This is a genomic window from Paractinoplanes bogorensis (assembly GCF_018829635.1).
Taxonomy (GTDB): domain Bacteria; phylum Actinomycetota; class Actinomycetes; order Mycobacteriales; family Micromonosporaceae; genus Actinoplanes; species Actinoplanes bogorensis.
Genome location: NZ_JAHKKG010000012.1, coordinates 1 through 11,506 on the forward strand (window position 1 = coordinate 1; position 11,506 = coordinate 11,506).

General features: G+C 70.5%; 13 protein-coding genes and 1 riboswitch. Of the genes, 8 read left to right on the forward strand and 5 right to left on the reverse strand.

All coding sequences use genetic code 11. The annotated features are described in order from the left end of the window. Positions 1-122 precede the first annotated feature (122 nt). Positions 123-659 (reverse strand): class I SAM-dependent methyltransferase, encoded by a 537-nt coding sequence (locus tag KOI35_RS33960; protein ID WP_215792803.1) that lies wholly within the window; start codon positions 657-659, stop codon positions 123-125. A 109-nt stretch (positions 660-768) separates the two neighbouring features. On the opposite strand from KOI35_RS33960, the gene KOI35_RS33965 reads away from it, so the two are divergent. From KOI35_RS33965 to KOI35_RS33975, 3 genes are read left to right on the forward strand one after another with little or no spacing between them, the layout of a single operon-like run. Further along, positions 769-1,332, forward strand: coding sequence for a TetR/AcrR family transcriptional regulator (locus tag KOI35_RS33965; RefSeq protein WP_215792804.1), 564 nt, complete (start codon positions 769-771; stop codon positions 1,330-1,332). 25 nt (positions 1,333-1,357) lie between these two features. Then, on the forward strand, positions 1,358-2,371 hold the full coding sequence (locus KOI35_RS33970) for a zinc-dependent alcohol dehydrogenase (protein WP_215792805.1): 1,014 nt from the start codon (positions 1,358-1,360) through the stop codon (positions 2,369-2,371). Next, positions 2,368-3,555, forward strand: a complete 1,188-nt coding sequence (locus KOI35_RS33975) for an NAD(P)/FAD-dependent oxidoreductase (protein WP_215792806.1) — start codon at positions 2,368-2,370, stop codon at positions 3,553-3,555. Before KOI35_RS33970 ends, KOI35_RS33975 begins: the two co-directional genes overlap by 4 nt. On the opposite strand, the gene KOI35_RS33980 is transcribed toward KOI35_RS33975, so the two are convergent. Beyond that, positions 3,547-4,431, reverse strand: a complete 885-nt coding sequence (locus KOI35_RS33980) for a LysR family transcriptional regulator (protein WP_215792807.1) — start codon at positions 4,429-4,431, stop codon at positions 3,547-3,549. The two genes, KOI35_RS33975 and KOI35_RS33980, sit on opposite strands and share 9 nt — an antisense overlap. A 70-nt stretch (positions 4,432-4,501) precedes the next feature. Between KOI35_RS33980 and KOI35_RS33985 the strand changes: the two genes are divergently transcribed. Then, positions 4,502-4,879 carry a YybH family protein gene (locus KOI35_RS33985; protein ID WP_215792808.1) on the forward strand — a complete coding sequence of 126 codons (378 nt, stop codon included), beginning with the start codon at positions 4,502-4,504 and terminating at the stop codon, positions 4,877-4,879. Here the strand turns inward: KOI35_RS33985 and KOI35_RS48575 are convergent. Next, on the reverse strand, positions 4,868-5,419 hold the full coding sequence (locus tag KOI35_RS48575; protein ID WP_215792809.1) for a LysM peptidoglycan-binding domain-containing protein: 552 nt from the start codon (positions 5,417-5,419) through the stop codon (positions 4,868-4,870). The two genes, KOI35_RS33985 and KOI35_RS48575, sit on opposite strands and share 12 nt — an antisense overlap. Position 5,420: 1 nt before the next feature. Beyond that, positions 5,421-5,598: riboswitch (cyclic di-AMP (ydaO/yuaA leader) on the reverse strand. Between the two features lie 135 nt (positions 5,599-5,733). On the opposite strand from KOI35_RS48575, the gene KOI35_RS33995 reads away from it, so the two are divergent. Next, positions 5,734-6,972, forward strand: coding sequence for a saccharopine dehydrogenase family protein (locus KOI35_RS33995; RefSeq protein WP_215792810.1), 1,239 nt, complete (start codon positions 5,734-5,736; stop codon positions 6,970-6,972). Positions 6,973-6,994: 22 nt separating this feature from the next. Here KOI35_RS33995 and KOI35_RS34000 read toward each other — a convergent pair whose 3' ends face one another. Further along, positions 6,995-7,636 (reverse strand): TetR/AcrR family transcriptional regulator, encoded by a 642-nt coding sequence (locus KOI35_RS34000; protein WP_308121274.1) that lies wholly within the window; start codon positions 7,634-7,636, stop codon positions 6,995-6,997. Between the two features lie 203 nt (positions 7,637-7,839). Here KOI35_RS34000 and KOI35_RS34005 point away from each other — a divergent pair, with 203 nt between their 5' ends. The 3 genes from KOI35_RS34005 (at position 7,840) to KOI35_RS34015 (ending at position 10,030) form a co-directional block, all read left to right on the forward strand. Continuing rightward, complete coding sequence (locus KOI35_RS34005) at positions 7,840-8,448, forward strand: GNAT family N-acetyltransferase (protein ID WP_215792812.1); 609 nt, start codon at positions 7,840-7,842, stop codon at positions 8,446-8,448. Between the two features lie 64 nt (positions 8,449-8,512). Then, positions 8,513-9,610, forward strand: a complete 1,098-nt coding sequence (locus KOI35_RS34010; protein ID WP_308121275.1) for a DNA glycosylase AlkZ-like family protein — start codon at positions 8,513-8,515, stop codon at positions 9,608-9,610. A gap of 108 nt (positions 9,611-9,718) precedes the next feature. Then, complete coding sequence (locus tag KOI35_RS34015) at positions 9,719-10,030, forward strand: DUF3040 domain-containing protein (RefSeq protein WP_215792813.1); 312 nt, start codon at positions 9,719-9,721, stop codon at positions 10,028-10,030. Positions 10,031-10,211: 181 nt separating this feature from the next. Here the strand turns inward: KOI35_RS34015 and KOI35_RS34020 are convergent, their stop codons facing one another. After that, a complete protein-coding gene (locus tag KOI35_RS34020; protein ID WP_215792814.1) occupies positions 10,212-11,456 on the reverse strand; it encodes a bifunctional glycosyltransferase family 2/GtrA family protein in 1,245 nt (414 codons plus the stop codon). Between the last annotated feature and the right edge of the window lie 50 nt (positions 11,457-11,506).

Sequence of the window (11,506 nt, forward strand, 5' to 3'; positions counted from 1 at the left end):
TGGCGCGGTGTGGCCACCCGCTACGACAAACTCGGCGCTCACTATCAAGCCACCCTCGACCTGGTCGAGATGCTCGACTGGCTACGCGCCGTCCCCGACGGACTTGATCCGCGAGACAGAACCTAGGCGGGGACGTGGCCGTTCAGGCGGGCGACCAGCGGGAACGGCCAGTGGGTCAGGCGTACCGGCTCGCGGCGGACGTCGGTGAAGAGCTGCCCGGCGGTTCGCGTGGCTCGGAACAGGCTCCAGCGCACGTCGTAGATCCAGAGGCGGCCGCCCGGCCGGAGCACCCGGCGCAGGTCGCGCAGGCCGCCGTCCACATTAGACCAGTGGTGCTGGCTCAGCGTCGAGACGATCAGGTCGAAGGTCGCGTCGGGGTAGGGGAGGTCGGCCACGTCGCCGACCGTGAAGGTGACGCCGGAGTTCTGGCTCCGGGCGTGCTCGATCATCTGTGGTGAGAGGTCGACGCCGTCGATGGTCCAGCCGGGTTCGACCTGGGCCAGCGCGCGCGGGACCCGTCCGGGGCCGGTCCCGACGTCGAGGACCCGGGTGCCGGGCGGCAGGTCCAGGGCGTGGGCGTCGGCCACCACGCGGGCGTAGAGCTTGCGGCCGAGGCGCAGGGCGTGCCGGTCGTACTGGTCGGCGTGGGTGAATGCCATGATCTACTCCTGAACTCAATGTTCGCTTCCGAACATCGTGTTCGGTTATCGTCAGGGCGGTCAACGCGCGGACTCGCCCATCAGTCCCGAACCGCACAGGGGAGCGAAAATGGCCGGAAACGGAGATCGGCGGGTCCGCCGCACCCAGGCGGCCCTGCGTAAGGCGCTGATCGAGCTGATCGTCGAGCGCGGCTACGAGCGGGTGACCGTGCGCGACGTACTGGATCGGGCCGACATCGGCCGCTCGACCTTCTATGCGCACTACCGCGACAAGGACGCCCTGTTCGGGTCGTGTTTCGAAGACCTCCGCGAAGACCTGGCCCGAGAGCTGAGCCTGCTGGGCCCGCAAAGCCACGACGGCAGTCACACCGACGGCCAGTCGGGCGACCCGCTCAAACCCCTCACCCTGATCTTCGAGCACGCCTTCCGGCACCCGCAGATCTATCGCGCGGTCGGCACCGCCCACCTGCACCCGATGATCTTCGAGGTGATGCGGGAACACCTCTGCACCCACGACGAGCTGCGACTCCCGGTCGACGTGGCCGCCGAATATCACGCCAGCGCCCTGGTCGGGACCCTCGGCTGGTGGGTGCGGGCCGGCTTCCCGCACGGGCCGGCCGAGATGGCCCGGATGATCCGCGAGCTGACTGTAGGCGGCATCACGGCCGCATGATCGCTCAGCGGGGCAGACTGACGGCATGCGCGCATTCGTGATCACCGGGCCCGGCCGGTCCGAGGTCGTCGAGGTCGATCCGCCGGTGGCCGGGGCCGGTCAGGTGGTCGTCGACGTGGAACGGGCCGGTGTCTGCGGCACCGACATGGAGTTCCTCAGCGGTGACATGGCCTATCTGGCCAGCGGCGACGCGGCGTACCCGGTGCGCATCGGCCACGAGTGGTGCGGCGTCGTCTCGGCCGTGGGCGACGGCGTCGACCGGGGCTGGCTCGGCCGGCGCGTCACCGGCGACACGATGCTCGGTTGCGGCCACTGCGAGCGCTGCACCCACGGTCGCCAGCACCTGTGTGCCGACCGCTACGAGATCGGCATCCGGCACGGCTGGCCGGGCGCGCTGGCCGAGAAGCTGCCCGTGCCCGCCAAGGCGCTGTTCGCGCTGCCCGATGCGGTCGGCCCGACGCTCGGTGCGCTGGTCGAGCCCGGCGGCAACGCCCTGCGCGCGGTCCGGGCGGCCGACCCGGCGCCCGGCAAGTCCGTGCTGATCATGGGTCCGGGCACGATCGGTCTGCTGGCGGCGATGTTCGCCCGTGCCCGCGGTGCCGACGTCCACCTGCTCGGCGCGACCGTGGAGTCGCTCGCCTTCGCGCGTGAGCTGGGCTTCACCGACGCCTGGACCCGCGACGAGCTGCCGTCGACGCCGTTCGACGCGATCATCGATGCGACCAACGCGGCGTCGCTGCCGGCGTTCGCGGTCGACCGGGTCGAGCCCGGTGGGCGGGTCGTGTGCATCGGCATCTCGGGCGAGCCATCCCTCGTGGACACCCGTCAGGCCGTACTCAAAGATCTCACTCTGGTGGGCATTTTGAGCGCTTCGGGCGGACTCGGTGAGACCATCGAGGCGTACGCGTCGAAAGCAGTTGATCCTCGTCCCCTGGTCGCCGAGACGGTCGGACTGGACGAAGCGGCCGACGTGCTGGCCGGACGGCGGAGCGGCGCGGCACCGAAGATCCATATCGACCCGCGAGGAGGAGCGTCATGACCTACGTGGTGGTGGGCGGTGGCCTGGCCGGCGCCAAAGCGGTGGAGACCCTGCGCGGTGAGGGCTTCGACGGTCCGGTCACGCTGATCGCGGCCGAGACCGATCGCCCGTACGAGCGTCCGCCGCTCTCCAAGGGCCTGCTGCTCGGCACCGACGAGCCGGAGAGCGTGTTCGTCCACACCCAGGAGTGGTACGACGATCACAACGTCGACCTGCGGCTCGGCGTCACCGTCACCGCGATCGACCGCGACGCCCGGGTGGTGCGGACGGCAGGGGGCGACGATATCCCGTACGAGCGTCTGCTGCTCGCGACCGGCTCGAGCCCGCGCCCCCTTCCGGTGCCGGGCGGAGAAAGAGCCTTCCTTCTCCGTACGTTGGAAGACTCGCACCGGATCTCGGCCGCCGTCACCGCCTCCACACGTGTGGTGGTCGTCGGCGCCGGTTGGATCGGTCTCGAGGTCGCGGCCGCCGCCCGCACCCGCGGAGCCGAGGTGACCGTGGTCGGCACCGGTGCGTTGCCGCTGCAGAACGTGCTCGGCGACGAGATGGGCCAGATGTTCGCCGACCTGCACCGCGCGCACGGCACCGAACTGCGGCTCGGCACCCACGTCACCGAGGTGACCCCGACCGAGGTCGTGCTGGCCGACGGCACCCGCCTGCCCGCCGACGTGGTGATCGCCGGTGTCGGCGTGACCCCGAACGTCGCCCTGGCGTCCGGCGCCGGGCTCGCCACCGACGACGGCGTGCTGGTCTCGCCGAGCCTCGCGACCAGCGACCCGGCCATCTTCGCGGCGGGCGACATCGCCGCCGTCGAACACGCCTTCCTCGGCCGGCGGATCCGCGTCGAGCACTGGGACGTCGCCATCCACACCGGACAGGCCGCCGCCCGCGCGATGCTGGGGCAACCGGTCGCGTACGACCGCCTGCCCTATTTCTTCACCGACCAGTACGACCTCGGCATGGAATACACGGGCGTGGCCCCGGCCGACGCCGAGGTGGTCGTGCGGGGCGATGTCGCGGGTCGTGAGTTCATCGCGTTCTGGCTGGTCGACGGCCGGGTCGCCGCGGGCATGAACGTCAACGTGTGGGACGTGGCCGACCAGATCGGCGACCTGATCCGCTCTCGTGCCGTGGTCGACCCGAAGCGGCTGGCTGACTCGTCCATCGAGTTGTCCTCAGTCTGACTCCGTCGCGAAGGCCGTCATCAGGTGCGGGAGCAGGGCGGTCAGGGCGGGGCTGGGGCGCGGGCGCCAGACCAGGGCGAGCAGCGCGGGGATCCGTACACCCTCGATCGGAATGGCCTTGAGCTGCGGGAAAGCGGTGGCCATGGACTCGCTCAGCACGCCCAGGCCCAGCCCCCGGGAGGCGAGCTCGGCCACCGCGCCGGGCGCCGACGCGACCAGCGCCACGTCCGGGATCAGCTTCCCGGCCAGGCACGATTCGTCCAGGACAGCCCGGATCCCGGTGCCCTCGGGCAGGGTGACCAGGGGATAGCCGATCAGGTCGAGCAGCGTCATCCGCTCCCGGCGGGCGGCTTCGGTGTCCGGCGGGGCCAGCGCCACCAGGCCCTCGCTGACGATGACCTCTGACCGCAGATGCTCCGGAGGCTCGCCGGCCACTCCGACCAGGGCGATGTCCACAGTGCCGGCTCGGATCCCGGCGACGAGCCGGTCGGAGTTGTCCTCGATCAGGTCCAGCTCGATCGCCGGATGGTCGCGGCGGAAACCGGCGAGCGCCGCGAAGAGCGGTTTGATCTCGCAACCCGTCACCATGCCGACCGTGAGCTGCCCACGGACCAGCCCGCGCACCTCGTCGACCGCTTGCCGCATCTCCGCGGCGGCGTCCAAGGCGGCCTGGGCCCAGGGCAGCGCGGCGACGCCGGCCTCGGTCAGGCGCGCGGTTCGTCCGGAGCGGTCGAACAGGGGCGCGCCGATCTCGTGCTCCAGCGCCTTGACCTGGGAACTCACGCCGGACTGGCTGATCCGGACGCGCTCGGCGGCCCGGGTGAAGTTGGCCTCCCGGGCGACGGTCACGAAGTACTCGAGCTGACGCAGTTCCATGACTGCGGATTCTAGTTCCCATAAGAACTATGCGTTGGACTTGTGGATCGGGCCCGGGCAGGGTGGAGCCATGACCGAACGTGAGAATGCACAACGTCCCGAAGACCTGACCCGCCTCTTCGTCGAGCGGGCCAACGCCAAAGACGCTGAGGGGCTGGCGCTGCTCTACGAAGAGGATGCCGTGATGGCCTATCCGCCGGGTGAGCAGACGGTCGGCCGGGCTGCGATCCAGCGCCTCTGGGCCGAGGCGCTGCCGCACATGCCCGAGTTCACGCCCGAGCCGCCGCTGCCCACGCTGATCAGCGGTGACCTGGCCCTGACGTCGACGCCGCCGAGCGACGGCGCCGGCGCCCGGGCCCAGGTCGTCCGTCGTCAGCCCGACGGCTCCTGGTTGCGCGTTCTCGACCAGCCCGAGTTCGTCAGCCCCGGCTCGTCGTCACAGCAGTGACAGAGGCTGGCCGGGATAGATGCGATGCGGGCTGGACAGAGTGGCCTGGTTGAGGCGATAGAGGGCGCGCCAGCCGCCCGGGAAGCTGATGCGCTCCGCGATGAGGGCGAGGGTTTCGCCCGGGCGCACGGTGTAGACGCTGCCCTTAGCAGGCGCAGCGACGGGCTTCGCCTCTTTCGCCTCGGCGACGTCATACTCCTTGGTCGACGAGGCGCGCCGGCCGCAGGTGGGCCACGCGCCCAGGCCCTGACCGTCGCGGACGCGCTCGGCGATCGCGATCTGTTCGGCTCGGGTGGCGTCGTCGGCGGTGTGGGCGAAACGGGATCCGCCGTAGGCGCGCCACGTGCTGCGGCTGAACTGCAGGCCGCCGTAATAGCCGTTGCCGGTGTTGATGCCCCAGTTACCGCCGGATTCGCACTCGGCGATCGCGTCCCAGTTGACGTCCGGTCCGGCCGAGGCCGGTGGTGCGGCCGCAAGCGGCCCGATCAGGGCGGCGGCCAGGGCGAAAACGATGCGGGCAGATGTGCAGACTCGTGCCATGACAGTGGTCCCTCCACGCCTGCGAGGTCAGCTGTCGGGTTCGGGCTGAGGCGCCCGGCCGCCGTCGTTCTGCGGCTTCACCCCGAGGCGCGCGGACGCGCCGAGGAACGTGGGTCCCCCGCTCCATGCCATGGGTGTGAGTCCCGTCGGGCGGTGGCAGGATTCGGCGTTGCCGCCCGCGGTGTCCGCGATGCGCGGACCGGGCCGGGCCTGGGCCTCCACGGGCCCGGCACCGGCCGGATCGGTATGGGATCAAACGGATCGAGACTAACCCGCCGAGCGGCTTCCGGGGCTCTGATGCAGAATCCAGAACCATGACCGACCCCGCACGTGATCACGATATCGTCGTCTACGGAGCCTCCGGATTCGTCGGCGTGGTGACCGCCCGCTACCTCGCCGAGCACGCCCCGGCCGGCACCCGGCTCGCCCTGGGCGGCCGCTCCGAGCAGCGCCTGGCCGCCGTACGCGACAAGCTCGGCGTCGACTGGCCGATCGTCGTGGCCGACGCCGACGAAACCGAGGCGCTGGCCGAGCTGGCCGCGTCGACGCGGGTCGTCGTGACCACAGTGGGTCCCTATCTCAAATACGGTAAGGCGCTGGCGGCGGCCTGTGCCGAGGCGGGCACCGACTACGTCGACCTCACCGGCGAGGTGCTCTTCGCTCGGCACAGCATCGACGCCAACCACGAGACGGCGGTCCGCACCGGGGCCCGCATCGTGCACTCCTGCGGCTTCGACTCGATCCCGTCCGACCTCGGCGTGCACGTGCTCGCGCAGCAGGCCGCGGCCGACGGCGCCGGCGAGCTGGCCGACACCACCATGGTCGTGACCAGCATGCGCGGCGGGATCAGCGGCGGCACGATCGACTCGATGCGCCACCAGCTCGACGTGGTCAAAGAGGATCGTGGCCTGCGCCGGGTGGCCGCCAGCCCCTATTCGCTGAGCCCCGACCGCACCGCCGAGCCCGAGCTGGGCCGTCAGGGCGACACCGCCACGGTCCGCGGCGCCGAGGTGCACCCGTCTCTGCGCGGCACCCTCGCGCCGTTCTTCATGGCGTCGTACAACACGCGGGTTGTCCGCCGCAGCAACGCTTTGACCGATTTCCGATACGGCCGCAGCTTCCGATACCGCGAACTGATGAGCGTCGGCAGTTCGCCGCTCTCACCGGTCGTGGCGAACGGCGTCAAGCTGGGCTTCGGCGCCCTGATGGCCGGCCTGATGCTGCCGCCGACGCGTTTCGTGCTCGACAAGCTGCTGCCCAAGCCGGGCACCGGCCCGAGCGAGCGCTCCCAGCGCGACGGCTACTTCACGATGGACTTCTTCACCACCACGACGACCGGGGCCCGCTACAAGGCGCGCTTCCGGGCCCAGGGCGATCCCGGTTACGGCGCGACCTCGGTCATGCTCGCCGAGTCGGCCCTGGCCCTGGTGCACGATCGCGACGCCCTGCCGCCGTCGGGCGGCGGTGTGCTGACGCCGGCCACGGCCCTCGGCGACGTGCTGGTCGAGCGGTTGCGGGTGGCCGGCGTCGAAATCACGGCCCAGCGGCTCTGACCGTCGGGGCCGGCCGTCGGGATCACGGCAAGGCGGGTCTGATCGTGCTGGTCAGGGCCACGGCGATCCGGGTCAGGTGGTCGGCCAGCTCGCCCGGGTCGCCGGCCATGTCGTGCGAGATCCAGTCGATGATCACCTCGCTGAGCCCGGAGACCAGCGCGAGCAGCGTCCGCTGGTAGCCGACCGGATCGTCGGGTTTGCCCACCGCGCGCTCGAGCACGGCCGCCACGAACTGGGCGTCCTCGCGCAGCACGCCGCGCCGCCGGGTCTCCATCCGGGGTGCGTTCACGTAGATGACGCGGGCGCTCTCCGGATGACTGGCCAGCATCTCGACCAGCGTGTGCAGCGCCGCCCCGAACAGCTCTTCCAGGCTGGCCGGCCGCTCGGGCACGGCCCGCCCGACGCCGCGCAGCAGCCACTCGTTCTGTTCACGGTTCACCCGCAGCAGCAGGTCGGCCCGATCATCGAAATGCTCGTAGAAGTATCTTTTGGACACCTTTGCCCCGGCGCAGATGTCGGCCACGGTGACGTCGTCGTAGTCCCGCGTGCCGAACAGGTGCACCGCCGACGCCACGATCCGTTCGCGTCGCTCGTTGGCCCGCTCCTCGCGCGATCGCCCCGCGTAGGTCTCGCCCCGCCGGGAGGTCGTGGTCTGTTCCTCCACGCCGTCAACGTTACGACTACGCCGATCACCCGATCCGGCAACCCTCCACATTGGTCAACTACGGAGTGTGCAAGATCCGCATCATCTCGCGATTCGCCTCGGGACGGTAGCGACTATCCGACGTTGTCGGCATGACCAATCCCTCACCGGCTTCATATGCTGCGCTACTGGCCGCAACCGGTCCTTACGGGCAGGATTCAATCATGGCCGCCAGCCGTCTGCCCTATCCGCTCACACTGACGGGGGACGGCATCATCCTGCGCGAATGGCGGTCCGAAGACCTCGACGACCTGGTCCGCATGCTCGACGAACCCGAGATCGCCCGGTGGTCGCCGATGCCGTCGCCGTTCGACGTCGAGGCGGGCATCGACTATCTGAAGCGCTGCTATCAGAGCCGGGTCGGCGGCCGCCGCATCCAGCTCGCGATCACGACCGACGGCGCGCGCCCGCTCGGCGAGGTCACCCTGTTCGGCGTCGACCTCGGCCTGCGCGAGGCCGAACTGGGCTATCTCGTCGACGCGCAGGAACGGCGACGAGGGCTCGCGTCGGGTGCTTTGTCACTTCTTTCCGCGTACGCCCGCAGCAGTCTCCATCTCAACCGGCTGCTCCTGCGCATCGACGCCCGAAACGCCGGAAGCGCCGCCGTGGCCCAGCGCTGCGGTTATCGGCTCACCGGCGAACCGCCCATCCTGCAAGAGGGCCCGTACGGCTCGAGCCGGCTCGACACCTGGGAACTCGTCGAGGGTCAGGCCGGCACGCGCCGTGATCGTCTGAAAAATGTCGCCGCCCGGCGGTACGGTCGTCGCACCTAGGCTCTTTGCCGGTGTGGGGCCGGAGCTCCCACCTCGGCGCGGAGCACTTGGACGAGGGGGTGCCGTGGTCGACGTCGATCGTGCGCAAGTGATGGCCTACCGGGTGGCCACGCTGGGTCTCGCCGAACGCGGCTCGGCCCGGCCCGCCGACCTGCCCGTCCTCGATCTCGGGGTGCAGGAATACACGCCCGGCTCGGCCCAGGTCGCGCTGGCCGCCCGCACCAGCGCCGACGCCGCCGACGACCGGCTGGTCACCGTCTGGGCCGCGCGCGGGGCACCCCACCTGCATCGTCGCGCCGACCTGAAGACGCTCGTCCGGCAGCTGTGGCCGATCAGCGACGCCGACGCGGCGGCGCGCATCAAGAGCGGCCAGATTCCCGAGGGCGCGAAACTCGGTCTCGAGGCGTTCCGGGTCACCGCCCAGGCCTTCCGCGACGTGGTCAAGGAGCCGATGCCCCGCGGCGAGGTGAGCACCGAGGTCAGCCAGCGGGTGCCGGAGGCGCTGACGTACGAGTGCCGCAGTTGCCGGGCGCGGCACATCGCCGGCAACATCTGGCAGCACTCCGGGCTGGCCGGCGGCGTCGAGGTGCAGTCACGCGGGCGCGACGCGATGCTCGGCCCGTTGCGCAACGCGCCGCCCATGCCGAAGAAGAACGCCGGCGCCGACGAGCTGACCCTGAGCTATCTGCGCTTCCTGGGCCCGGCCGGTCCGCTCGAGGTGGGGAAATATCTGGGCAGCTCGACCGCCGAGATGAAATCCGTCTGGCCCGACGACCGGCTGACCCAGGTGACTGTGGAGGGTCGCAAGGTCTGGCTGCCGGCCGACGCGGTCGACGCTCTGGAGGCGGCCGGCCCGGTGCCGGGCGTCCGATTCGTCCCGCCGATGGACCCGCTGCTGCAGGCCCGCGATCGCGACGTCCTGGTGCCCGATCGTGAGCAGCAGAAGGAGGTTTGGCGCATTCTCGGCAATCCGGGCGCGCTGCTCGTCGACGGCGAGGTGGCCGGGGTCTGGCGAGCCAAGATGTCCGGCAAGAAGCGGGTGGATCTGACGATTACGACATTCGGGTCGCTGTCCGCCGCTCGCCGCAAACAGGTCGAGAAGGAGTCGGTTGAGGTCGCGCGGGCTCGCGAGGTCCCCGAGGTCAAGGTCGTCTTCGAATAACTGCGGCAATCTGGAGGTATCCGAAAGGCAACGCGTGAGTAACAATGGCATTGATCGGGGTGCGTGCCGGTCGATCGGGATGGCCGCGGGCCGACCGGAGGTGGCGACATGTTGAGCAGGGAAGACAGCCGACGGCTGGCACAGTTGGAGCGTCAGCTGAGGCGTGACGACCCCGAGTTCTGTGCCCGCATGACCAGCGGCCGACTCGAAGCTCCGCGCCCCAAACGCCCGTCTTTGTCGCTGGTGCTCACCGCCGTGGTCATCTGGACCGCGGCCGTGATCCTCGCCGTGCTCGGCTGGTGGGTCGCCGCCGCGGCCGCGGCCTTCTTCGCCATCCTGGTGATCGCCGCAGCCGTATTGCGCCGTCCGCCGGGTCGGCCGCGCCGCATCACGCCCGACGAGCTTCCGCCTTTGCACTGAAACCGGCGCCGTCCGCTGAGCCGGCCGCGCCGCGTCACCCCCGACGAGTTCCCGCCTCTGCACTGAAACCGGCGCTGACCTCCATGCAGGCGGAAAGGCGACGCCGGTGAGAGTTGGCGCCGCCTTTCCTGGGGCCTGAGGCCGGGGGTGCCCTCCGTCGCGGGCACGACTTCGGCGGTGCTCAGGCCCTGGCTTCCTGTCGTCTCTCCTGGCGGGAACGGAACACCCAGATCCGCAGGAGCAGGAAGCGGACCGCGGTGGCCAGCAGGTTGGCCAGGATCAGGACGGTCAGCTCGACCGGCTTGGTCGGCGCCGAGTGCAGCGATCCCAGCAACGCCAGTGCCCCGCTGGTCAGCCCCAGCCCGATCCCGAAGACGATCAGACCCTGCGCCTGGTGACGCCACGCGCCGTCGTTGCCCCGCACCTTGAACGTCAGCCGGCGGTTGGCCGCGGTGTTGGCGATCGCGGTGACCAGCAGCGCCACGAAATTCGCCCACTGTGGACCCAGGCCCAGCCGCAACAACGCGTACAGGGCCAGGTAGGCCAGCGTGCTCGCCGCCCCGACGGCAGCGAACCGGATCAGCTGCCCGGTCAGCCCGGCCGGAACCCCCTCGACCGGCAGCGGGTTGCGGCCCAGCTGATCGCGCAGCGTGGCCAGCGGCAGACGACCCGACCCGAACGCGCGCAACAGCCGCACGATCCCCTTCAGGTCGGCCACCGCCGTCGACACGATGTCGACGCGGCTGTCCGGGTCGTCCACCCAGTCGACCGGCACCTCGTGGATCCGCAGCCCGGCCCGCTCGGCCAGCACCAGCATCTCGGTGTCGAAGAACCAGCCGGTGTCCTCGACCATCGGCAGCAGTCGTTCGGCCACGTCCGACCGGATCGCCTTGAACCCGCACTGCGCGTCGGAGAACCGGGCGGCCAGCGTGCCCCGCAGGATCAGGTTGTAGCTGCGCGAGATGAACTCCCGCTTCGCCCCGCGCACGACCCGCGACCCACGGGCCAGCCGGGAGCCGATGGCCAGGTCGGAATGCCCGCTGATCAGCGGGGCGACCAGGGGCAGCAGCGCACCCAGATCGGTCGACAGGTCCACATCCATGTAGGCCAGCACGGCCGCGTCGGAGTGGGTCCACACATACTTCAGAGCCCGCCCGCGCCCCTTCTCCGGCAGGTGCACCCACTCGACCTCAGCGAACTCGCCGGCCAGCCAGTGCGCCACACTCGCCGTCGAGTCGGTGCTGGCGTTGTCGGCGATCGTGATGCGGAAGCGGTAGGGAAAATACGTTCGCAGGTACGCGTGCAGCCGCCGAACGCAGGGCTCGAGGTCGCTCTCCTCGTTGTAGACGGGCACGACCACGTCGAGCACCGGGGAATCGAATCGGGTCGGCGTCCCGGCCGTCGAGGGCTGCGTCGAAAGGCTCATGCGACAACCATGATCGAGCCGCCTGAGCACGATTTATGGCGCTCCTGTGC